Source organism: Solibacillus sp. FSL W7-1472 (genome assembly GCF_037969775.1).
Classification (GTDB): domain Bacteria; phylum Bacillota; class Bacilli; order Bacillales_A; family Planococcaceae; genus Solibacillus; species Solibacillus silvestris.
The window spans coordinates 1,869,830-1,894,173 of record NZ_CP150208.1 but is presented as its reverse complement, the minus strand read 5'-3'; the positions used below and the strand labels follow the sequence as shown (position 1 = coordinate 1,894,173).

Annotated in this window: 22 protein-coding genes and 1 pseudogene; 14 read left to right on the top strand and 9 right to left on the bottom strand. The window is 36.4% G+C overall.

The annotated features are described in order from the left end of the window. The first annotated feature begins 46 nt into the window (after positions 1–46). Positions 47–1,093: a TlpA disulfide reductase family protein gene (locus MKY07_RS09315; protein ID WP_339264553.1), complete on the top strand. Its 1,047-nt coding sequence runs from the start codon at positions 47–49 to the stop codon at positions 1,091–1,093. A gap of 3 nt (positions 1,094–1,096) precedes the next feature. Continuing rightward, positions 1,097–1,408, top strand: a complete 312-nt coding sequence (gene trxA, locus MKY07_RS09310; RefSeq protein ID WP_339264552.1) for a thioredoxin — start codon at positions 1,097–1,099, stop codon at positions 1,406–1,408. 178 nt (positions 1,409–1,586) lie between these two features. Here the strand turns inward: trxA and MKY07_RS09305 are convergent. Then, positions 1,587–1,736: pseudogene (locus MKY07_RS09305) on the bottom strand (sulfurtransferase TusA family protein); the annotation flags it as partial. 80 nt (positions 1,737–1,816) lie between these two features. Here MKY07_RS09305 and MKY07_RS09300 point away from each other — a divergent pair. From MKY07_RS09300 to arsC, 3 genes are read left to right on the top strand one after another with little or no spacing between them, the layout of a single operon-like run. Then, on the top strand, positions 1,817–2,131 hold the full coding sequence (locus MKY07_RS09300) for a metalloregulator ArsR/SmtB family transcription factor (protein WP_065215958.1): 315 nt from the start codon (positions 1,817–1,819) through the stop codon (positions 2,129–2,131). 3 nt (positions 2,132–2,134) lie between these two features. Next, positions 2,135–3,430 (top strand): arsenic transporter, encoded by a 1,296-nt coding sequence (locus MKY07_RS09295; RefSeq protein ID WP_339264551.1) that lies wholly within the window; start codon positions 2,135–2,137, stop codon positions 3,428–3,430. A 16-nt stretch (positions 3,431–3,446) separates the two neighbouring features. Next, entirely contained in the window at positions 3,447–3,872 is a 426-nt protein-coding gene (gene arsC, locus MKY07_RS09290) for an arsenate reductase (thioredoxin) (RefSeq protein WP_339264549.1), read from the top strand. Between the two features lie 46 nt (positions 3,873–3,918). Here the strand turns inward: arsC and MKY07_RS09285 are convergent, their stop codons facing one another. After that, positions 3,919–5,316, bottom strand: coding sequence for an NAD(P)-binding domain-containing protein (locus MKY07_RS09285; RefSeq protein ID WP_339264548.1), 1,398 nt, complete (start codon positions 5,314–5,316; stop codon positions 3,919–3,921). A gap of 69 nt (positions 5,317–5,385) precedes the next feature. Next, positions 5,386–5,832, bottom strand: a complete 447-nt coding sequence (locus tag MKY07_RS09280) for a MarR family winged helix-turn-helix transcriptional regulator (protein WP_014823860.1) — start codon at positions 5,830–5,832, stop codon at positions 5,386–5,388. A 93-nt stretch (positions 5,833–5,925) separates the two neighbouring features. Here MKY07_RS09280 and MKY07_RS09275 point away from each other — a divergent pair, with 93 nt between their 5' ends. The 3 genes from MKY07_RS09275 (at position 5,926) to MKY07_RS09265 (ending at position 8,880) form a co-directional block, all read left to right on the top strand. Beyond that, positions 5,926–6,414, top strand: coding sequence for an N-acetyltransferase family protein (locus MKY07_RS09275; RefSeq protein ID WP_339264546.1), 489 nt, complete (start codon positions 5,926–5,928; stop codon positions 6,412–6,414). A gap of 311 nt (positions 6,415–6,725) precedes the next feature. Continuing rightward, a complete protein-coding gene (locus MKY07_RS09270; protein ID WP_339264636.1) occupies positions 6,726–7,322 on the top strand; it encodes a YitT family protein in 597 nt (198 codons plus the stop codon). Between the two features lie 262 nt (positions 7,323–7,584). After that, positions 7,585–8,880: an MFS transporter gene (locus MKY07_RS09265; protein ID WP_339264544.1), complete on the top strand. Its 1,296-nt coding sequence runs from the start codon at positions 7,585–7,587 to the stop codon at positions 8,878–8,880. 432 nt (positions 8,881–9,312) lie between these two features. Here the strand turns inward: MKY07_RS09265 and MKY07_RS09260 are convergent, their stop codons facing one another. Then, positions 9,313–9,912 carry a hypothetical protein gene (locus MKY07_RS09260; protein WP_339264542.1) on the bottom strand — a complete coding sequence of 200 codons (600 nt, stop codon included), beginning with the start codon at positions 9,910–9,912 and terminating at the stop codon, positions 9,313–9,315. 303 nt (positions 9,913–10,215) lie between these two features. Between MKY07_RS09260 and MKY07_RS09255 the strand changes: the two genes are divergently transcribed. Further along, positions 10,216–10,437 (top strand): stage II sporulation protein P, encoded by a 222-nt coding sequence (locus MKY07_RS09255; RefSeq protein WP_339264540.1) that lies wholly within the window; start codon positions 10,216–10,218, stop codon positions 10,435–10,437. 424 nt (positions 10,438–10,861) lie between these two features. Here MKY07_RS09255 and MKY07_RS09250 read toward each other — a convergent pair whose 3' ends face one another. Continuing rightward, complete coding sequence (locus MKY07_RS09250) at positions 10,862–12,379, bottom strand: transglutaminase domain-containing protein (protein WP_339264538.1); 1,518 nt, start codon at positions 12,377–12,379, stop codon at positions 10,862–10,864. Positions 12,380–12,397: 18 nt separating this feature from the next. Continuing rightward, positions 12,398–12,937, bottom strand: coding sequence for a GNAT family N-acetyltransferase (locus tag MKY07_RS09245; protein ID WP_339264536.1), 540 nt, complete (start codon positions 12,935–12,937; stop codon positions 12,398–12,400). A gap of 544 nt (positions 12,938–13,481) precedes the next feature. Between MKY07_RS09245 and MKY07_RS09240 the strand changes: the two genes are divergently transcribed. From MKY07_RS09240 to MKY07_RS09225, 4 genes are all read left to right on the top strand, one after another. Then, positions 13,482–13,820 carry a DUF485 domain-containing protein gene (locus MKY07_RS09240; protein WP_008408769.1) on the top strand — a complete coding sequence of 113 codons (339 nt, stop codon included), beginning with the start codon at positions 13,482–13,484 and terminating at the stop codon, positions 13,818–13,820. 2 nt (positions 13,821–13,822) lie between these two features. Continuing rightward, positions 13,823–15,373 (top strand): cation acetate symporter, encoded by a 1,551-nt coding sequence (locus tag MKY07_RS09235; protein ID WP_014823874.1) that lies wholly within the window; start codon positions 13,823–13,825, stop codon positions 15,371–15,373. 492 nt (positions 15,374–15,865) lie between these two features. Continuing rightward, on the top strand, positions 15,866–16,192 hold the full coding sequence (locus MKY07_RS09230) for a DUF485 domain-containing protein (protein ID WP_339264535.1): 327 nt from the start codon (positions 15,866–15,868) through the stop codon (positions 16,190–16,192). Continuing rightward, positions 16,189–17,733 carry a sodium/solute symporter gene (locus tag MKY07_RS09225; protein WP_014823875.1) on the top strand — a complete coding sequence of 515 codons (1,545 nt, stop codon included), beginning with the start codon at positions 16,189–16,191 and terminating at the stop codon, positions 17,731–17,733. The genes MKY07_RS09230 and MKY07_RS09225 overlap by 4 nt, the downstream gene beginning before the upstream one ends. 104 nt (positions 17,734–17,837) lie before the next feature. On the opposite strand, the gene MKY07_RS09220 is transcribed toward MKY07_RS09225, so the two are convergent. From MKY07_RS09220 to MKY07_RS09210, 3 genes are all read right to left on the bottom strand, one after another. After that, complete coding sequence (locus MKY07_RS09220) at positions 17,838–18,341, bottom strand: 4'-phosphopantetheinyl transferase superfamily protein (RefSeq protein ID WP_339264534.1); 504 nt, start codon at positions 18,339–18,341, stop codon at positions 17,838–17,840. A 180-nt stretch (positions 18,342–18,521) separates the two neighbouring features. Beyond that, entirely contained in the window at positions 18,522–21,473 is a 2,952-nt protein-coding gene (locus MKY07_RS09215) for an amino acid adenylation domain-containing protein (protein ID WP_339264533.1), read from the bottom strand. Between the two features lie 78 nt (positions 21,474–21,551). Further along, a complete protein-coding gene (locus tag MKY07_RS09210) occupies positions 21,552–23,297 on the bottom strand; it encodes a methyl-accepting chemotaxis protein (protein ID WP_339264531.1) in 1,746 nt (581 codons plus the stop codon). A 735-nt stretch (positions 23,298–24,032) separates the two neighbouring features. Between MKY07_RS09210 and MKY07_RS09205 the strand changes: the two genes are divergently transcribed. Beyond that, a complete protein-coding gene (locus tag MKY07_RS09205) occupies positions 24,033–24,173 on the top strand; it encodes a hypothetical protein (RefSeq protein WP_014823877.1) in 141 nt (46 codons plus the stop codon). Positions 24,174–24,344: the final 171 nt, after the last annotated feature.

The window sequence follows — 24,344 nt, the reverse complement described above, 5'->3', positions numbered from 1 at the left end:
TAAGTAAGCCCTGGAAAGCCCACTGCTGGTAGAGGGGAATTAACAGATGATGTATATAAGTTTAGGACAATTCAATATTCCGGTAGCATGGCTCGCTTTTATACTTGCTATTTTATATAGTGATTTTAGAAGTCGGAAGGTAGGTGTAGGAACAAATAAATTATTGGAGCATCTTGTCTTTACCTATATTCTCGTTTGGAAGTTCAGCTATATCCTATTCTCTTTATCCGATTTTATAAAAGCTCCGTTATCATTAGTTTATTTTGACGGAGGGCTAAAAGGACACGTTCTCGCATTAGTGGCGCTTGCTTTTATTCTATATAGAAAAAGACAAATACTAGTATGGCCGGATATTTGGATATACTGGGCGAGGGTTGTGGCGATATTTAGCGTCATTAGTTTAGGATTTCAGGAGCACTGGCTGTATGCAGTAATCTGGCTTTTGGTCCTTGTACTTGTTGAAAGAAAATATCAACACGGGCTGTTACTCGGACAGTTTTTACTACTAGCATGGTTGAATGGCTTTACGAGCAGTTTAACACTAGTCCAACTTTTTGTATTGTTAACAGTGTATTTAAAAACAAAGCAAGCACAGTATTTGGTCGTCACGGGTATTTTAAGTTTAGTAGCAATGATGCTTGTGGATGTGGAGAAAGCAACTGAAACAATAGCCCATGAAATGATTGATTTACCGACAACGACCGGGGAAATGTATAGTTTATCGGAGCAAGAGCAGAAACTGACTATTGTTAACTTCTTCGCAACCTGGTGTCCACCATGCAAAGCAGAAATGCCTCACTTGCAAAGCTTTGCGGAAGATTTACCTGCGGGGGTAGCGCTCATCGGGGTAAACTTAACAGACCGTGATAACGGGGAGCAGGCATTGGTTAATTTTATGGAAACATATGAAGTGACCTATCCAATTTTATTGGATGAATCAGATGAAGTAGGAACTGCCTTTCGGGTAATGTCTATCCCGACAACCGTGCTACTTAATGCACAAGGTGAGGAACTGGAGCGCTTAGTAGGCCCTGTCAGCGAAGAGGTCTTGCGCCAATTAATCAAAAAACATCAAACATACTTGGAGGAATAAAACATGGCAATTGTACATGCAACAGATCAAACATTTGAACAAGAAATTTTAAACGGTGTAGTATTAGTCGACTTTTGGGCGGCTTGGTGCGGTCCATGTAAAATGATTGCGCCAGTTTTAGAGGAATTGGATGCAGAAATCGGAAACGAAGTTAAAATTGTGAAGGTAGACGTAGATACGAACCAAGTTACAGCAGAAAACTATCAAATTATGTCAATTCCATCGCTATTAGTGTTTAAAGACGGTGAATTAAAAGGAAAGACAGCTGGTTTCATGCCAAAAGAAGATTTAATCGATTTTATTCGTCTATATTAATGGACAAGGAAGCCATATACAGCAGATGTGTATGGCTTTTCTAGTGTCCACTTTGTAAAAGTTTTAGAAATTTTGTGTAACCGCTCCATAAACAAATGGCAATCGATTTCCATTTGTTTATCCTTCTTTCATAAAAATTAAAGCGAGTAGAACAATGCTCTACTCGCCCAAGACACTGTTATGCTTTTTGAATGTAGAAGTACAGTACGCCTGCTTCTTCTTTTTGCTCTAAAATAGTGTGACCACCTGCGCCAGCCCATGCTGTAAAGTCTGCAAGTGCACCTTTATCTGTTACTTGTACTTCTAACACTTCACCAGAGTTAATTGTAAATTAAAATTTAGTAGTTGCAAAACCGTGACTAAGAACATAATATAAGTATATTCTTATATAGCTATGGAGGGATGCAAATGGAACTCGATTTAATGGAAAAACAATTAAAGGCAGTTGCAGATGCCAATCGCTTACGAATTTTAGCCTGTCTGAAAAAAGGGGAAGTTTGCGTATGTGATTTTACAGACGTCCTTAATATTTCACAGCCTGCCGTGAGTCAGCATCTACGCAAACTTAAGGAAGCTGGTATTATTACTGAACGCAAGGTAGGGACATGGAAGCATTATCGAATACAAGAAAATCAAACTTCGTTAATGCGAAATATACTTGCTTCAATTAATGAAGATTCAACATGTGGATGTAAAATTAACAGTGAATGTGTGGAGGGCTAAAAATTGAATATGTTTGTCATTGCGTTACTCATTTTTATTGTAACGCTGGTTTTTGTAATCTGGCAGCCAAAGGGACTGAATATTGGCTGGTCGGCAATGGTTGGCGCAATCGTCGCATTACTTGTTGGTGTTGTTGATTTTAACGACGTCGGCACAGTCATTGATATTACGTGGAATGCCACATTATCGTTTATTGCGATTATATTAATTTCACTAATATTAGATGAAATCGGCTTGTTCGAATGGGCTGCACTACATATGGCACGGGCCGCAAAAGGCAATGGTATCAAAATGTTTGTGTATGTTAGTCTGCTAGGAGCTGTCGTTGCTGCATTATTTGCGAATGATGGAGCTGCTTTGATTTTAACACCCATTGTGTTAGCAATGGTGCGTAATTTACAGTTTAACGAAAGAATGATTTTCCCGTTTATTATGGCAAGTGGATTTATTGCGGACACGACAAGTTTACCGTTTGTCGTAAGTAACTTAGTCAACATTGTTTCTGCAGATTTCTTCGGTATTGGGTTTGTAGAGTATGCTTCGCGTATGATTATTCCCAACTTGTTCTCGCTAGCGGCAACGATTGTCGTGCTGCTGATTTACTTTAACAAGTCGATACCACGCGAATACAATGAATCGATGTTAAAGGAACCAAACCTTGCAATTAAAGATATGAAAATGTTTAAACTTTCATGGGTTGTGCTTGCAATTTTAGTTGTTGGCTATTTCTCAAGTGAATTTATTGGCGTACCAGTTTCTCTTGTTGCAGGCGTTATTGCAGTTTTCTTCTTAGTCATGGCGCGGCAAAGTGCTGTCGTTGATACAAAAGCGGTTGTGAAAGGTGCACCTTGGAATATCGTATTCTTTTCAATCGGTATGTATGTCGTTGTTTACGGACTTGGCAATGCAGGTTTAACTCCTATGTTAGCAAGTGTAATTGAATGGACAGCAGAGCAAGGATTGTTCGCAGCTACTGTTGGAATGGGCTTTATCGCGGCTTTTCTATCATCTGTCATGAACAATATGCCAACAGTGATGGTCAATGCTTTAGCGATTGCTGAAACGACGACGAATGGTACATTACGTGAAGCATTAATTTACGCAAACGTGATCGGGTCAGACTTAGGTCCAAAAATTACACCAATCGGATCACTGGCAACACTGGTTTGGTTATATGTACTATCTCAAAAAGGTGTAAAAATTTCTTGGGGTACTTACTTTAAAACCGGGATTGTGTTAACGGTGCCTATTCTTATCTTTACTTTAATTGGACTATATATTACATTACTAATCTTTTAAAAAGGGCGGTTTTCAAATGACAAAAAACACACTATATTTCTTATGTACAGGGAATTCATGTCGCTCACAAATGGCAGATGGATGGGCACAAAAGCTATTACCGGAAGATTGGGAAGTGTATTCAGCTGGAATTGAAACGCATGGTGTCAATCCCAATGCGATTAAAGCAATGAATGAAGTAGGGATCGATATTTCTCACCATACTTCGGATTTAATTAACCAAGATATTTTAAACAAAGCAACATTAGTCGTAACACTTTGCGGAGATGCAGCCGATAAGTGTCCAATGACCCCACCAAGTGTACGCCGTGAGCATTGGGGATTCGAAGACCCGGCAAAAGCTACAGGTACTGAGGAAGAGAAATGGGCAATTTTCCAGCAAGTACGTGATGCTATCGGTGCACGCATTGAGCAGTTCGTAAACGATGAGTTAAAAAAATAGTCTAATAAAGAAATCCCCTTGAAATGTTTTCAAGGGGATTTCTTTTTTAACAGCAGTTAGAATTGTTATTACTATTTAAATCTAAACTACAGACACCCGTTTCAGGAAGATCCAGCTCAACTTTACGAGCTGCTTCGAGATCACCTGTTAAGTAAGCGACAATTGATCGAACTTGCTCATAACCAGTTGCCATTAGGAATGTAGGAGCACGTCCATAACTTTTCATACCGACAATATAAAAGCCAGATTCAGGATGACGTAATTCTAACTCACCATGAGGACGGACCGTACCGCAGCTATGCTCATTTGGATCAATGAGTGGTGCTAATGCTTCAACACTTTCGACAGTAGAATCAATCGATAATCGGATTTCTTTTAAAAATGAGAAGTCTGGTCGGCTTCCTGTATTCGCAATGATTTCATCAACTGCTGGAAGTTGATGTTCGCCAGTTGGGCCATCACCTTTTATGATAATTCCATCAGATGTTTGTGTAAGCTCTTCGATATAAAATGGAGTAAAGACTTTTATTTTTCCTTCATTAACTAAAGTATGAATGCGACTCCCTAATTCACCTCTAGCAGCAAGCGCATCCTTTTCTTCACCGCCATAAGCTTCTTCTACACGCTTTTTACGTAAAACCCATATAATTTCAACATCTTCAAGTTTTTCTAATTCTAAAATCGTATTAATAGCTGAGTGCCCACCTCCAATAACAGCGACTCGCTTGCCTTTATAGCGATCATTTAATGATTTAACATTCGGAATACCATAAAAGATCTTGTCAGCAAGCTTTTGCTCAGCTGAAGTCCAAACATTCTCTGCATGAACAGGATTTGGCGTTGTCCATGTACCCGTAGCATCAATAACAGCACTGGCAAAAATGCGCTCTGTCTTACCGTTTTGTTCTGTATAAAGTACAAATGGCGCAGAATCGCGACTGGCTGATTTCATTTTATCGCGATTCTTTTTACTAATGCCGACAACGGTTGTATTAAACGATATAAATGGTTTGATCTCAGGTAAATTTGCTAATGGCTGTAGATACATCGCGCGGATTTCTTGACCTGTTGGTAGAATGGATTCTTCAGGCATAGTCCAACCAGATTTAAGTAGCAATTGTTTAGCAGCTTTATCCACGTTGTATTGCCATGGTGAAAATAGACGAACATGCTGCCAGGATTTTATGTTTTCAGCAACCTCAGATCCCTTTTCAAGAAGGATAAATGCTTCACCAGCTAAAGATAGATGGGCAGCAGCAGCTAAGCCAACTGGACCTGCTCCAATAATAGCAACAGGATATGTTTTATTTAGCTTAATAGATGATTCTTTAGGGAGTGACTCATTTTGTGTACCTTCCGCAGGACTACAACAAGAATTAATTGACGTTGATACAGGTGCACAACAGCTTGAATTTTGATTTTTAATTGATAACGGTATGTTCATTTATAACTTCCTCCTTAATTACTTGTAGTTTGCAACTATATACTAAATAAAAAAGCAAGAAATCCTTGCTTAGTAAATCGGGGTACAGCATACCGTCGATTTAGACATTGCTTCGTTTAGAAGCTGAATTGAACGAAGTACCGTTTCTTTTTCAAAGTCGTTCATATGTGAGAATACTTCCTCTAAATAGGCATTCATGGATTCATCTATCGTTGTTGCAACAAATTTTCCTTGTGTTGTTAATGATAAAATTGATACACGTTTATCTTGAAGTGAAGGCGTTTTTTTAACCAATTCCATTTTCACTAGTGTTTGAATTTGCCGGCTGAATGTCGTAATATCCATTGCAAGTGTTTCAGAAATTTGTTGCATAGAAGGTGTATGCTGTTTATCAATTTCGTAGAGAATTTGACTTTGAATTGTAGATATTTCAAAGGATCCAACAGAACAGCAATTTTTGTTTAGTAATCCAAATCTTCGTGTTAGTATATGAAAAATTTCACGTTTATTCTCCATTCAATCACCTCTAATTAAAGTAAAACAAAAACATTTGCAAAATGCAACTATTTATTTTATTATTTTAATATTCAGTCACTTGGAGGTTAACATATGTCTATTAAAATACGATTTGTTACAAGTGAAGATTGGTTAGACGTAAAGCGAATTTATGAAGCAGGGATCGATACTAAAATGGCTACATTCGAATCGAATGCCCCCGATTCTTATAATGAGTGGTTTGGTGAAGCAAATCCAAATTGTTCATTTGTTGTTTTGGAGGAAAATCATATTTTAGGTTGGTGTAAATTAACGCCCGTTTCAAAACGTAAGGTGTATAAAGGAGTAGGAGAAGTAAGCATTTATATTGCACCAGATGCAATAGGAAAGGGAATTGGACATTTATTATTGAATCATATGATTACAGCATCTGAAAAGGAAGGATTTTGGACATTAGAATCCAAAATTTTTAAAGAAAATGCTGCTAGTCTTAATTTACATATTAAAAATGGTTTTCGTGTGGTTGGTGTCCGCGAAAAGATTGCTCAACTCAATGGAGAGTGGAAAGACAATATTTTAATGGAGAGAAGAAGGAGTATTTAGCCGAATATGTTAGATTCGTGAATTCACGGTTAGAAGTTAGTGTATATTTCAGGAAGTGGTTTAAATCCAGCGATTTATTTCAGTGGAAGCATGAATGTACTGACTCGATTGTTAGTGTATTTGGTGAAGAAACTGTTATGTATTGAAGGTTAACCTCATGCTAGAAGAAATTTCAAAACACTAATAGCAAGTAGTAAAAAACTTTTGGGGGTTCTTCTTTAAACTGAGTAATGAACATATATTTTTAAGTATTTCCATTACTTGAATTGTACTAATAGATGTTCTGAAAAGTATAAATAAGAGGTGATTCCCTGTACTTTTTAAAAAAAGGTTTGGCGCTAATTACCGGAAGCATTTTTATATCATTGGGTATAAATCTGTTTATAGTGCCACATGAAATATTAGATGGAGGAACAGTAGGAATTGGATTAATAGCAAATTACTTATGGGGTTTTAATACAGGATTAATAGTTATAGTAGTTAGTATTCCTATTTTTATTTTTGCTTGGTTTTTTTATAGAAATTATTTCTATAACAGCTTACATGGTCTGATTCTGTATGCCTTTTTTATCGATTTTCTATCACCATTAAATAATCTAATTGAATTAGAAGCTATATACAGTTCATTACTAGGTGGCATTCTTGTTGGAATTGGAAATGGATTGATGTTAAATTTTCAGACAAGTACGGGAGGCACGGATTTTATTGCCCAGTTTTTATGTGAGAAGACGGGGATAAATGTAGGGATTTATATTTTGTTTATTGATTCCATCATAATAATTATTGGTGGCTTATTATTAACTTCAGAGACGTTTTATCTCTCCGTTATGACTATACTTTCTATTGGTATCACCACGAGTTTTATTACAAGTAGAAAGGACATGTTGTCGCTTTTAAATGATGTATAAAGCGAGGAAAAGAGCATGGACGGCAGGACAGGCCAAAGTAGTTGCTATCTATGATCGTGCCTTTTGGAGGGAACGAGGACTTTCTGGATACCTAAGGAGTGGGGTTGGTAGTTGGAAATAGTTGTCCGGAAAGGGCAGTAAGGATTTCTGTTTGCGTTATCAAATATTGTTTGCCATACAATTTTCATATTGTATGGCTTTTATGTGCGTGTTATGATATTCCAAATCTTGTAGGAAGGTTTTTAGAAAGGCAGGCAGGAATATGGTACAAAAAACTCGTGTAGAATCTTCAGAAGAACAAACAGCTACACTGAAAAGCTACATTCTTTATCCGGAAAAACAAAAAGCGTTATATAAGCGGACATTATTCGTTGTAAGTGTCTCACAAATTTTTGGTGGGGCAGGATTAGCAGCAGGCGTTACGGTGGGGGCGCTTCTTGCACAGCAAATGCTTGGTACAGAAGCCTATGCCGGGCTTCCTTCCGCGTTATTTACTTTAGGTTCAGCAGGAGCAGCTTTACTCGTCGGGAGACTTTCGCAAGCGTCTGGACGTCGTATCGGGCTGGCTACAGGTTTTATGATTGGTGGGCTTGGGGCAATAGGGGTCATCATTGCAGCTATTATAAATAGCGTTTTGCTGTTATTTCTATCTTTACTTGTTTATGGTTCAGGAACTGCAACTAATTTACAAGCTCGGTATGCAGGTACGGACTTAGCAAATAATAAACAGAGAGCGACTGCTATTAGTCTTACGATGGTTTTTACAACTTTTGGTGCAGTTGCTGGTCCGAATTTAGTAAATGTAATGGGTGATATTGCTCTTTCTATTGGCGTTCCAGCACTTGCTGGACCATTCATTTTAGCAGCAGCTGCATATATCTTAGCAGGAATTGTGCTTTTTGTTATGCTTCGGCCAGATCCATTACTAATAGCAAGATCAATAGAAGCGTCCAACAAAGAAAAGCATGAGAAAACACATTCAGCTATTACAGAGCAAGTAGAAAACCGAAGAGGCATAATTGTAGGTGCGACAATTATGGTTCTCACTCAAATTGTAATGGTAGCTATTATGACAATGACACCTGTTCATATGCGGCATCATGGGCATAGCATAGGGGAAGTTGGTATTGTTATTGGTTTTCATATAGGTGCCATGTATCTGCCTTCTCTGGTTACTGGTATCCTTGTTGATAAATTGGGACGTACTGCTATGGCGATTGCTTCTGGAATTACATTACTTCTGGCGGGTTTAACAGCAGCATTTGCACCAGGAGATTCCATGGTTTTCCTGGTGATTGCACTTTCTCTACTCGGATTAGGATGGAATTTTGGGTTGATAAGTGGGACTGCACTTATTGTTGATTCAACTACAACCTCTACAAGGGCTAAAACACAAGGTACATTGGATGTTTTCGTGGCGTTGTCAGGAGCTGCTGGTGGAGCCTTGTCGGGAGTGATTATGGCAGGATCAAGTTATCTAACTTTATCATTTATTGGAGGGATTCTCTCTTTATTATTAATTCCGGTTATGTTATGGTCTCGTAGCGCCAAAAACTAGAAGGGTTAAATTACTAACACTTTATTTTGGATATATCTTTGAGAAGTAAAATCCTTTAATTTCATATTGAGGATTATAAATCATTATACATATTCAACAATCTGACGCTTCAATTGAATATTCTCATCCTGAAATAATCTCACTTTTTTATAAAAACCAGACTATAAATAATGAACCAACTGTTTGGATCAGACTTTGTTTGAAAGCAGTTGGTTTTGTTCTGTGTAAAATCAGTGATCTAACCAACTCACCAAATGTTCTATATTAAACGTATAATCATTTTAGGAATAAACATTAAAATGTCCCAACCACTCCAATGCAAATAATATGGAACTGGTAAGCTCCCTTAGCATTCAAATAAAAAAGACAGCAAATCGAAATTTCGAGATTTCTACTGTCTGAAGGGACGAATAGCTTTTATCATCTTCGCTATCAACTGCTGGTTACAAACTCTTTGACTTCTGAAGCCTTATCGCCATTCAATATATTCGTTACACCATATACTTCACCTTTTCCCTTATGATTAATGGCAACGTCTAAATCATTCATAATTTGCTTCATGTACTCGAATGCTTTATGCGTATTTTCATCTGTAGGTGCCCATTGTTCAACTAAATCTGTTGATTCTACTGCTTCCCCATTAGGGCCTAAATGTACCGTGCGGGCAAATTGCTTATTAGATATATAACTTGTTAAAAGGAACAAATTTATATAATCTTCTTTCAATTCTTCATATACTCTAATTAAATGAACAGGGGATTCATCATTGACTACTTGTGACTTCAAGTAATACTCGAAACCTTCATCGTTACCCGCTTTTATCAATTTTGGGTCGTTCATCGGTTTGGAAAGTAATACGTTCATCTTTGAAACCCATTCTCCGATTTCAGCATGATAAATTTGTGGTTCAAATGCTACTACAAGGTTTTTATTAGTTGATTCATCTTCATCGTTTAAATATATAAAAACTCCACCGAGTGTGGAAATAATTATAACTACAATAGCAGAACCGAATAAAATATTAGTTTTCATGCACAAACTCCTTTCCTTAATAAATTTAATATAACCAAGAAACATTTGTTTTACAATTTATCCCTTTATCAAGTGCTACATTTAAATATAATCTGCTACTAGTGAAGGGTACTTTAGTCAAAGTACCACTGTAATTCATAGGAGGCCGAAATTATATTCAAGTTGTTCAATAATCTGGCGCTTTTCTTGAATAGAAAAAGGGCATTATTTAATTAAAGGTCCATTTGAAGGAATCAAATTTAAAATGAATTTGGATATTTATGTTAATGTTAAGATGAAATGTACTTATACTAACGGGCAGGTTTGTTTGCGAACCATCTACATCAAAAATTAGAAAAGCTTTACCCAGGAATATCTAGAGGAGTAATTGAGCAAGGTGAAAATCCGAGGAACACATATAATCAAGAAATTCAAAAGCAGTCTGTATTATTAAATATTGGTGGAACTGAAAATACAATGGAAGAGGCTTTTAGAGCTACGGATGCTTTAGCTGAAGCTATAAAAGAAATTGTACAGGAGCCATAAAACAATAATCGGGCATGATCGTTGTGCAAAACAGTTAGAAAGTGATCAAACTTTTTTATAAAACGAAAACTTATAGATGCAAGGGAAGAATCCAATTTGATCAAATTTTCTTTAAAAATGGATTCTTCTTTTTTACCGCATTACGAGTTTGTGAGGCATTTTTGATTAAACTTTAAAAGTTTCGTCCAATTTTTAATCAAATGGTATTACAAAGACAAGAAAGTCTTGTCCATGTTCATGTACAAAGATCGAGGGAAGTCTAGAGTGAACCATTTATAGGTATATAAAATAGGGACACGGTCATAATATATATTATAGGAAGTTAAGTCTCGTTTCAAAAGTATACTTATAATAGTGAGACGAAATGCGTTTTTTAATGAAATGACCATAATATAACCGGATTCATATATTATGGTCACTTTGTTTACTTTTTTAGTTGGATCGTTACGCTTTTAAACAGCTGTATATAAATAAAATTTTCATCAGCAAAATACTCCAACGCGTTTTGTTTACTTAACTGCTGCTCTAAGCCTGGTATTAACGCAGTTGGCATTTTCAATTGTGCCGGCTGATCGAATTCCACATTTTTTCGGTTACTTGTTATTTGTATATGTAAACCTCTATTAATATATATATCTACTGTTAATTGTTTGGAACGATCTTCTACAATCAATTCGATTCCATCCGCGCTTTTAAACCCCATTGGCTGACAATCCGCTTGTTGTTCAACTGATGCTACCCAGCTGTCCCCAAATGTATTTAACGGGACTTCCAAGCGATTTTCATCCGTTTCAACTCTTAGTGAATCTTCACTTTCTGTATCCGTTGAAAACAACTTCTGAATACTATTTGTCGTTTCATCAGCATACAAGACTTCCAATGTCGTTTCAGTTTCATAGATTCGTATAACTGGTTCCGCGCTTAACTGCGTCAATTCCTCAGCAGCAATTTCAAATTGATACAAATAGCGATTATGAGAATCATTCCTGAAATATAACAATCCATTTATAGAGAAACAAAATTGAATGTTAACAGAAAGTTTCTGTTTAGCCTGTAATGGATAATTCGCCAAGTTCATTTCATACAAATGACCATTTCCAGGATGCGGATAATATACACTAGTATTGACGACACAGCCATCATATAAACGATGAAATGCTTCAAATTTAGTACTCGTACAAATGGGATAATGATTTTCATTCCATTCATGATCAAGACGCATTTTCTCGTCCGCAACTAAAAAATAGCGATAGCGAACTTCTCTGCCTGGAATAGAACCGATATCATCCCAAGTCTCGTCAACATGATACCAATGCCCATCAATTTGCACCATATTCCAAGCATGTCCCTCTGTTCCCTCACCCGCCGCTTTTCCAATCACATAATAACAAGGGATCTCCAAAACTTCCATCATCTTTTCAAACAAAAGCGCGTATGCCATACAAACACCGTGTTTTTCGTTCATAAACGTATATACAGCAAACGGCGAACCTTCTGTATGACGTTCATAGCTATACGTTCTGGCAATATAATCATGGACAATTAAGACCTTTTGCAACGCCGACATGTCTGGATGTATTCGATTCTTTAAAATGGTTTGAATTTCATCAACTATCCATTTTTCTTCCTGCCGCGCCATACGGTAACGCATCGTAAACTCCACTTTAATCCGGTTTTTCGTTAATTGGCGATATTTGTAGCTGCGCTTTTCACAATGCTGGGTATAAAATGGCTGTTCTAGATGGCACTGATCAAAAGCTTCCTTCAATAATTCATCGATTGGCATAGGCAGCTGGCCGTTAATGTGCAGCGTAAATTGCCTGTCCATACGCTCCATATGGGCAATAAGCGCCGGCAGCAACTGTTTTGCTGTAATGGTCGTTGTTTTGATTGAATTCCCTTGCCTTTTATACTGTTCGTAGCTTTCAAAATACGTTTTCACAATGTGTCGATACTCCTCTTATAACGCTTCCGTTTCATCTTCTTCAAATGAATTGAGCTTAACATATATTTCAACCATTTTCCCGTCCATTTCTATGGTTTTCTCCAAATGCATCCCGTTTTTTAATGCAATCTTTTTAGATCCTTCATTACCTACTTGTATTGCTGAAATATAACGGTGCAACCACATTTCTTCATCTGCGTATTTTGCCAATGCCTGAGCTGCTTCAAATCCATAGCCTTGTCCCCAGTAAGCGCGTTTAATCCAGTACCCAAGCTCAATTTCAAATGTATCATCAATAACTTGTGCAACAAGCCCTGCATGACCGATAAAATCGCCCGTTTGACGATGGATTAATTTATGTAACCCATAATCATCAAAATTACGGTACTGTTCCACCATCCGTTCGATTAATCGAATTGCATACTGTTCATCTTTTGTATGTCCATTTCCAATAAATTTCATCATAAATGGGTCCGAAACAAGCTCAATAACATGCGCAAGATCCTTATCTGAATACCGTTCAAAAGTTAATCGTTTCGAATTCAAATTCAACATACTGTCCCTCCATTTTAATATTTTTTTGATTCTTTATTTATAATATCCCGGGTTTTTTCTAACACATAGTCAAAATATTAATATTTAACTTTCAATTTTTGTAAATTACAATCGATTTATTCTACAAATTAAAATCAATAGGTTAAATAAAAATTTTTACATGTTAAGTATATCAAATTTTTACTATCACTTTTGTGTTATAGTACAATTTGCTTGATTGCTTAAAAAAAGCGAAAACTACAAATATTTTTAGTAGCGAAATATAATATTGTGCTTCATGTAATTTAAATTCTATCTAAAATATGTTTTTCTTTACTTTCTTTTTCTTGAATAATAATCTACTGTAAATTTAAAACACCACTCCTTCTATTTTATCTCCTTAAAACTTGATAATTCTACTTCATTCCCTTTTTAAACATTCCAAGTTTTCAGAAAAAATGTTATTGCATTATATTCTCCACCCTCTTACAATGAGTACTATTAACGGGTCCAAAGCGTAATATGCCGTTTAAAACAGAATAATTTTTCATAAGGGGGAATTCCGTTGAGTCAATTAGATAACAAAATCTCAGCGAAATGCGATGGTATTAACTATGATAAAATCGATCGCATGGAAACATTTAATCAGTTTGTAAAGAAGAAAAACACATTTTTATTCGGAATAACTATAACATTTTTGACATTTTACCTCTTATTACCGATCCTGGCATTCACTTCTGTGTTACAACAGAAAGCTGTCGGCAATATTACGTGGGTATGGGTTTACTCGCTTGCCCTATTCATTATGACCATTATTTTATGTACACTCTACGTAAAAATGGCATCAAAATTTGATAAAGCTGCAGCTGCCGTTTTACAAGAATATGAAAAGGCAGGTGCATAACGATGAATCTTGTTTCAGCAGGTTTCTTTATTGGTATCGTCGGTTTAACCTTGATCGTTACATATATCGCGGCTAGGAGAACTTCTTCAGCAAGTGATTTCTATACAGCTGGCGGTGGTTTAAAAGGTTGGCAAAATGGGTTTGCCATTGCCGGTGACTACTTATCGGCAGCTGCATTTCTAGGGGTTTCCGGAGCGATAGCATTAACAGGCTTTGACGGCTTCTTCTTTTCTGTCGGATATGTCGTTGCAAATTTAGTTCTACTATATATAATAGCAGAACCGATGCGTAATTTAGGACGCTATACTTTGGCTGATATGCTGACAGCGCGTTTTAATGAAAAACGGATTCGCGGTGTAGCTGCTACAGGCACGATCATTATCGTAATTTTGTATATGATAGCCCAATTGGTTGGTGCGGGCGCGTTAATTAAGCTTTTATTCGGTATTGAGTATTGGATGGCTGTTTTAATTGTAGGGGTCATGATGACGACGTATGTACTGTTCGGCGGAATGACGGCAACGAGCTGGGTACAGATTATTAAAGCAGGTCTATTATTGTTCGGTACAACATTATTGGCGTTTTTAGTATTTTCGAAGTTTGATTTTAGTTTAGTGAAAATGTTTGATACGGTTAGCACAAATTACGGTGACGAGTATTTAGTACCTGGTATGAAGTATACCTCTACAATCGATTCGGTTTCGATGATGCTTGCATTAGTGCTCGGTACATCAGGTTTACCACATATTTTAATGCGCTTCTTTACGGTAAAAGATGCGAAAACGGCGCGTGCATCGATTTCATGGACAACTTGGATTACAGCGATTTTCTTCTCGTTGACAATCTTCTTAGGTTTTGGTGCAATGCACTTCGTCGGGTTTGATAAAATCATCGCAGAAAATGCTGCGGGTAACACGGCTGCCCCGTTGTTGGCAGAGTTTTTAGGCGGCAATATTTTATTATCATTTATTTGTGCGGTTGCGTTTGCTACTATATTAGCGGTTGTATCCGGGTTAGTATTAACAGGTGCATCAGCGATTTCGCATGACATTTACGGTGAGATTCTTAAAGACGGGAAATTAACAGAAAAGCAACAAGTATTAGCAGCTAGAATTGGTTCGATTTCCATTGCAATTGTTTCTATCATTTTGGCATTATTTGCGCAAAGTTTAAACGTTTCATTCCTTGTATCCTTTGCATTTTGTATCGGGGCTTCGGCGAACTTACCAGTTATCCTTTACACGATCTATTGGAAGAAATTCAATGCAAACGGCGCGGTTGCAGCAATGGTTACCGGTTTAGTATCTTGTCTTGTATTAGGTGCGCTAGGCCCTAACATTTGGAGTCCTACAGGAAATGCGATTTTCGTAGGCGAACCGCTCGTGAACTTAGCAGTACCTGCCATTATTACGATTCCTTTAAGTTTCTTAGCAGGTTATTTAGGTTCTATATTAACAGCACATAAAGTGGAACGTGCAGAGTCAGAACGTGTTTATAAAGAGATCCGCGTCAAGGCACATACAGGTATTTCTGTACAAGATGTTTCTCATTAATTATTATAAGAAAGTAAATTAGATGAATAGATTAGAATGATAGAAAACTGTCTCGAAAATATTTACTATTTTCGGACAGTTTTTTGCTTTTTTATACCATTTTTTTCATGAATATAACTTTTTGAATATACTGAATTCATATTTTTGTAAAATAAATTATTTTTTAAATATTACTTTTACTTATAGAATTGAATAATATTTTCTTATACTTAAATTTCTGATTTTTTGTAATACTTTAATGTTTAGACCCCTTTAAACCCATATAACATATACCTTTTCACCAATTATCCAAAATATAACTTTTTAATATTCTCCCCTTAATGTATTATTTTTTCTCTATTAAACTTATTTTTGCAATAAATTTTTCCACATAATTTATTTAAAAAGTGTTGCAATTTTGTTACAGCTAAAATAGAATGAAAATGTAAAATCCTAAAAGCAGAATTTTACGTACATTAAGCAGTAATAATTATCACAAATGGGGGAATGTTTATGGGGAATAATCAAAAGCCGATTATTGATTATGAGAGAATTGCATCGCAGCAATCTTTCAGGCAACTTGCAAGAAAAAAGAATTCATTTTTATGGACGATTACCGCAATTTTTTTAGTACTTTATATGTTATTACCAATCTTAACTTCGTTTACAGAAATCTTACATCAAAAAGCGATTGGTGACATTACATGGGTTTGGCTCTATTCTGCAGGTTTATTCATAATGACTTGGGGATTAGCTCACTTCTATGTAGCACGTGCTAATAAATATGACGCAGAAGCGAGAGCAATTATTGCGGAATATGAAGGAGGTAAAAGCAAATGAGTTTTACAGCGATATTCTTCTTCGTAGCAATCGTAGGTTTAACTTTAGTCATTACTTGGTGGGCGTCTAAACGTACATCTAGTGCATCAGACTTCTATACAGCTGGCGGTGGTTTAACGGGCTGGCAAAATGGTCTGGCGATTGCTGGTGACTATCTATCAGCAGCATCATTCTTAGGTATCGCCGGTTCGATTGCATTATTCGGTTTCGATGGATTCTTCTTCTCGATCGGTTACCTTGTAGCCTATTTAGTAGTTTTATATATCGTAGCAGAGCCATTACGTAACTTAGGCCGTTTCACATTAGCGGACATGATTACAGCTCGTTTCGATAAAGCAAAAGTTCGTGGTACAGCAGCATTATCTACGATTACAATTGTATTGTTCTACATGATTGCCCAGCTTGTAGGTGCAGGTGCCCTTATTCAATTACTGTTAGGTATTGAATACTGGATGGCGGTACTTTTAGTTGGTGTCATGATGACAATTTACGTATTATTCGGAGGTATGACAGCAACATCTTGGGTACAGATCATTAAAGCATGTCTATTAATGTTAGGTACTGTTATTATTTCATTCTTAGTATTAGCAAAATTCGACTTCTCTATCGCTACTATGTTTACTCAAATGACTACGGTAACTGAGCATGGTGAAGCTTACTTAAATCCAGGTTTACGTTATACAAATGGTATTGATACAATTTCAATGCTGATGGCGTTAGTACTTGGTACAGCAGGTCTTCCACACATCCTAATGCGTTTCTTCACAGTAAAAGACGCACAAACAGCTCGTTCATCAGTAATTTGGGCTACTTGGATTGTTGGTTTATTCTATGTATTAACGATTTTCCTAGGTTTCGGTGCAGCAGCATTCGTTGGTAAAGACGAAATCATAGCAGCGAACCCGGCAGGTAACATGGCTGCCCCACTTTTAGCACAAGCGCTTGGTGGCGACATTCTATTCTCATTCGTGTGTGCGGTAGCATTCGCAACAATCTTAGCGGTAGTAGCAGGTTTAGTGCTTTCAGGTGCATCTGCCCTATCACATGACATTTACGGTCAAATTATTAAAAAAGGTAAAGTTACTGAAAAAGAAGCGGTTAAAGCAGCTCGTATCGGTTCAATTATTATCTCAATTGTTTCGATTCTATTAGCTTTAGGTGCTCAAACATTAAACGTAGCATTCTTAGTATCATTAGCATTCTGTATTGCGGCATCAGCAAACTTACCGGTAATTATCTACACAATCTACTGGAAACGTTTCAACACATCAGGTGCGGTTACAGCAATGTTAACAGGTTTAATCTCTGCATTAATTTTAGTTGCCGTATCTCCAAACGTATGGAATCCGGTGGAAGGTAAAGCAATCTTTGTTGGTGAACCGTTAATTATGTTAACGAACCCGGCATTAATTTCTGTACCTCTTGGCTTCTTAGGCGGATTTATCGGTACATTAATTTCTAAAGAAAGAAATGATCTGAAATACCGTGAAGTTGAAGTAAAAGCTCAAACAGGTATTTCTGTACAAGACATTTCTCACTAAAATAACCTTCCTTACTTTGACGAGTTGAGGATAAACGAATCAGCCTCTAACACTGTTAGAGGCTGATTTCTATATATCTACTATTTACTCCAAATAATTAAGGATTATTGAGCATTCGTATATAATTTCAAAACGTCTGAACAATCTTCATAACACACGCTTATCGAAAGGTTGTTATATGTAAATGAAGAAATATTGTAATCAAGAGCATAGCTATTTAATTCACACATATTTTCATGAATGCCCTCGCCTGTATATTTTAAAATCGCTTCTTTCCTCGTCCAAATCTCTGAAAACAGAATGCCCGCGTTTAATTTGGTTTTTTCCTGTTCATGTAAAATCCAACCGTATAATGATTCCTCATAAGGGATTAACAAATGTTCCGCATCGATCCCAATATTCCCGATTGTACTGATTGCAATTACTAAAAACCGTTCTGTATGGCTCCAATTGATAAATTTTTCTTCACCGATTATATAAGGCTTGCCCCTTTCATCTTTTCGAATTCGAATATTAAATGTACTCTCAATAAGGTTTGATGCCCAATTACCTTTAGGCTCATCAGTATTCACGTTATTTTTCCAATCTTCAATAATATAAATATTCAAGGACTCGCTTCACTCCAATAAAAAAGTAGGCAATGGCCCCTACAATATAGTGTATATAAACACATAAAAGAAATGTTCTCTATTTTAGTAAAAAAAGCACCGATTTCATGTTAGAAAAGACATAAAAATCGGTGCTCCAATCATTTAGTTATAAGCAGTTGATAGCCCCCACGCCTACATTTAAGCCATAACTGTTTCTTTAATAAATCCGACTGCAATAGCATGGTTGATTAATTTACCGATGTACTCTTTATTCAATACAGGAATGTTTGTAACCTCGAGTACCTGCATCGTGTTATTGCTGTCATAGACAGCGTTTGAATCGTTTGCACCGTCACCGTCAAGTTGAGCAACCGCTAAGTTTTTAACTTCCTCGCTCATTTCGTCACTTAGAATATAGACGTTGTAATCTTCTTGTTCAATCATTGTAATATCGAAGTCTAATTCATTTAAAACGGCGATCAATTCTTCAAAGGTAATTGGGTTTGGATGGCTTACATGATACACTCGCTGAGAATTATCTGTTTTAAGTACGGAATTTACAACTACTTCGCTTGCAAAGTCAATTGGTGTGAAATCCACTTTCCATAATACTTTCGGAGCCTTCTTGCCTAGAATCATTAGTTTTAACATACGGTAAAAGGCATTTGCGTCAATATTGCTTTGGAATTTTCCATCACTATAACGACCTACTAAATTCCCCATACGGTAAACAAATACTTGTTTGTTTTCTTTAGCCTTATCTAATATCCACTTTTCCGCAATCATCTTAGTATCCGTGTACACACTTTCTACGGATAAACCTTCTGGCATTTCAGTAGTCCCTTCTAATAAACCCCATTTTCCTTCTGCCAGTAAATCTTCAACAACACCAACAGTCGAAATATGGTGGAATACGATTGCTGGGTTTACATTTACTAATTCAAAGATATTTTGCGTACCTTGTACATTGATCTTTTCGAAATGCTCTCGATCCCCAAAGTGACGTACATCCGCCGCACTATGAATAATAGCATCAATGCGTGTTGCTAAGTCCTTAAATTCTTCTTCTTTTAATCCTAAATACTTTTCAGTTAAATCACCTTTTAATACAAGGATATTAGAAGAAACCTCTTTGTTGAAGAAATATTTCACTGTATCGCTTACACGCTTAACTGCATCTTCTCCACGTACAAGCAAAATCACTCTTTTTCCTTCCTGTACAAGCTTGTCGGCAATGTGACTGCCAAGGAAGCCGGTAGCTCCCGTTACAAGCACTGTTTCAACTTCAGGTAATCTTTCAGTAACAGCCATTTTCGGATATTCAGTAAGCTGTGTAAATTCCTTTTTAAACTCACGAGCACCTAACATCGCATCGGCTTGCACCTTAGCCGCTAAATTTTCAACTGTTTTTAAATCGAAGAAATCTTTAATAGAAATTGTGCTATATTTTGCTTTTAATTTTGATAAAATTGCAATAATTTTTAATGAGTGACCACCAATATCAAATAAATCGTCCGTTACACCGATGTTTTCTAATTCCAAAACGGCTTTCCATGCAGCTAAAATATCTGCTTCAATCTCATTTCGCGGTTCTACAATCTCACCTGTTTTAAGCAATACGACTGGGTCTGCTTCAAGCTGCTCTAACTTTTTACGGTCTGCTTTACCAGTAGGCGCAAAAGGAATATCCTTGATTTGTTTAAGTTTCGATGGAATCATATAGCTTGGTAAAGTTACTTTTAAATTTTCAACAATAGAATTGAACGATAACTCTTCATCCGATGTGAAGAACCCTTTTAATGTTTTTTCGCCGTCTATAACTTCAACGACGACTACTGCATCATTAATTCCGTCAATTTCATTCATCCGTGTTTCAATTTCAGCGATTTCAATACGATGGCCGCGAATTTTGACTTGCGTATCTTTTCGAGAAACAAATTCAATATTACCGTCAGCCAGGCGTTTTACTAAATCGCCTGATTTATACAGCATTCCGCCATAAATATTCTCGTCAAAAGGATTTTTAATAAATGCCTCTTCTGTTTTTTCCTTGTTATTTAAATAACCTAAAGAAATCCCTTCCGATGCAATCCAAAGTTCTCCTACTTCATCTGTTTCACAGACTTTTCCTTCTTCATTGACTACATAAAGTTTTGTACCCGGTAAATCATCACCAATCGGCACACTAAATACAGCCTCAGACAAGTTGTTTGGCACTTCATAACACGTTACGATCGCTGTAGTTTCTGTTGGTCCATATAAATTAAAGAAACGAATTTGTTCCCCGATGCTTGACTTGAACTTTCGAGCTAAATCACCTGTTAATAATTCACCTGCAACACCTACGATTTTTACACCTTTGAAAATGTCTAAATTTCGCTCGTTCACATAGTTTACAATGCGATTAAAGAATACGGTTGGAATCGCCGGGATAATAGAAATGTTCTCACGTTGGATTACTGATAAAAAACCTTCTTCTGACATACGCTCCGCGTCGTCAATCAAGTATAATGTGGCACCGCTATATAAAGAGGCAAACGTATCTAAAATGGAAGCATCGAAGCTGTATGTAGCAAACTGCATAATAATATCTTCATTTGTTATCGACCATTCTTTTAACATGTAGTCCATTAAATTAATTACGCCGCGCTGACGGATTAAAGTTCCTTTCGGGTTGCCCGTCGTTCCGGAAGTATAAATAACGTATGCTAAATCGTCAATATCATCATCTGTGAACTCGATATTTACGTGTGCTAAATTTTTAAGGTTCTCCATTAACAAGAAATTCGTATTTTCTGTTACCATCCCTTGGATGCTATTTAAGAGATTTTCACTTGTGATAATGTTCGATGATTTTGTATCGTTAATAATGTACTTGTTACGCTCTACCGGATGTGTAGGATCAAGTGGTACATACACACCGCCCGCTTTAATAATCCCTAAGATTGAGATGACTGTTTCCATACTGCGCTTCAAGTAAATGCTGACAAATTCCCCTTTCTGCAAACCATTTTCTTTTAAATGGTTTGCAATTTTATTTGATTCTTCGTTTAGTTCTTTATATGTAATTGTTTTTTGTCCTTCTTTAATAGCTGCTGAATCGCTGAAACGCGCAACTACACTCTTAAACTCTTTTAAAATGGTATTCATTATGTTTTTCTCTCCTTGACTGCTGTAAAAGTTATTTATTTAGAACAGGGGATTCTTTGAAGAATCCCCTGTTTGTTTTTACTTATTGTATTGGCTAACTATATCTTCCAAGTGCTCAGAAGTATTAATTAGCTTCTCTGACATACCGCCGATTGTACCTAGAGCCGTTTGCTGATCTTCAATGTTTTCAACAATACCCTCGTAGCCTTCTAAAATTTCTTTGGCATTAGAAGAAAGAGTAACCATCATAGCGGTTGTTTCTTCTACACCTGCCGATATTTCTTCTGCCGACCCTGAGACCGATTGTAATTTAGCTGAAATATCATTGTTGAAATTAAGGATTTTATTAAACATTTCACTTGTTTCTACAGTTAATTCCTTACCTGCTGAAACTTCCTTTTGAATGCTAGACATAACCGTTTCAGTTTCTCGAACCGATGTGCGTACCCGATTCACTAATTCTCGAATGTCTTCTGTAGATTGCGCGGATTGTTCAGATAGCTGTTTAACTTCTTGAGCCACTACCGCAAACCCTTTACCATGTTCTCCAGCTCTTGCGGCTTCAATACTTGCGTTTAATGCAAGTAAATTTGTATTACTTGAAATTGAATTAATTACTGTTAAAATAGAGCCGATTTCGTCAGATAGTTGTACTAAAGTTTGAATCGTTCTATTCGATTCCTCAACATCCACATTAATGGATTCCATTTGATTTGAAACTTTATCTGTTAACTCTTTACCGTTTTCAGTAAATGACATTACTTCCTCAGAATATCTATAAACATCAGACACGTTTGTTGCAATATCCTGTACTTGCTTAGACATATCCTCCATAGAAAATGCTGCTTCTTCAATTGAGGTTTCTTGACCTTTTAAAGTTACTTGCATGCTGTTTACTGAGTTCGTAATTTTTTCCGATGATTCGTACGTCGCTTTGAACGAACTTTCTAAGTCCATAGCACCTGCTTTCAGGCTGGATGCTGAATCACTTACCCCGCTTACCGTGTTATTCAGGGATCCGATCATGTTGTTGAAGCTCGCGTTTACTGTACCCAATTCATCTGTACCTTCTGGTAAATCTGATTTCAAGTCACCATTGCTTGCTTTATTAATACCAACCAATAGGAATTGCAGTGGCTTTAATTGCTTTTTGATAACAAAATACTGAGCTAAAATAAATAGAACAAGTAATACCGCTAAAACAAGAAGCGACAATTTCAATAAATCCATTTGGCCTTTATTGATACTAGACGCATCTACATCAATTGCATAATAAGCGAACAGCTCATTATTACTATCAAAGATTGGATACATAAATGTTAACCATGTACCAAAATCATCGCTGTATACTTCAGTAAATTGGGGTTCATTGGTTTCCTTTAACTTTTTAAGTCCCTCTACTACTAAGCCCGGTTGTTCATACATATCACCAACGACCATTCCCTCAGAAGAGAAGGCTTCCCATAATTCTGAATCAAAAGAAATTAATGATGTTTCATTACCATTCGCACCGCTTAATTCAGTACCAAAAATATAACCATGTGATACAGAAGGATTGTATTCGCTCATTTTATCGAACATATCTGTATATTCCACATGTGTTTTACTTGTGATATCCGGGTTTTTCGTTAAGTCTGCAATATCCGAGCCTTCCATTTGCTCATACCATGATTCTGAAATGGCTTTTGTTTGGCTTCTTAACTGATCCTTTAAAAGGCTACCTTGGATTAAATAACTAACTCCAATTAAAAAAATGCTAATCAGTATAATCCCTGAAACCGTTGATAGCATGCTCCGTTTAAAGAACGTCATATTTTTGAACATAATAAACTCCTCATTTTTTATTTTGAGTTGCCTTTAATCTGATACATATGTAAGTTACTATATTAGTAAATTTCCGGCTGATTTCTCACCAAAAAATTAAATTCCCATTTGACCTATAATATCGACTTTAAAACACAACTCAAGATAGTATTTGCAACTTAGAAACTATATCATTAAACCTACTAAAATTCGAGTGTAATAAGTCATTTGAATCAATATGAATTTATATTGTTTTTATAATTAATGGGTATAAATACTTATTAAGTGGCCAACCTGTTATTATATATATAACTTACCGAATATGATTACAGCGGGTATTTTTAAAAACGAATAGCACCAATTGACCATGGCTATGTTTTCTGAACAGATCGGAACGATGTAAATGGAGCTAGCTGAAGTGGAGATACTTACGGGTTTATACTCGCAGGTATACTTAGCTTCCTAAAACGTCCAGCATGTCGTCCAGTTTACATGAAAGAATGCTTTACATTTATAGGTGGGTATTACGGTCGGTGCGTTTAAGCAAAAAAGTATCCTCTTACCATCTACAAAAGTGGACTTATGTAAAAACTTCCGTAATAAAAAAAGCGTCAAAATCCGCAGGATTTCTTGCCGGATTTTGACGCTTTTTTTATATAATTTTCTATTAAAAACAGTAATATTCTCTTCAATATTTCATGGTACAATAGAAAAGCAGCATCCAGCTGACTCCTTTTGTAAAGGAGGTGTACTACTGTGTCTTATCCATCACGCAAAGAAAAGGCTAAGGCTGTTTCGGAAAAAAAGCGTAACGAAAAACTCGCCATTTTTCGCTATGTGACTGATCTATTTCGTCTAGTCGATACAATTTATCGTTTTTTCCGAATGATGCTGTAAAAAATTTATTTTCACCACTTAGACTCGCCATCTAGGTGGTGTTTTTAATTTCAACAATCAAAAAGGGTAAATAAAAAAGCGATTGGGGGCCACCCAACCGCTCTGTACTACTGTAGATCCATCACGCATGAATCTTACTAACTTCATTGTATGAAAGTATGCCTTCCATGT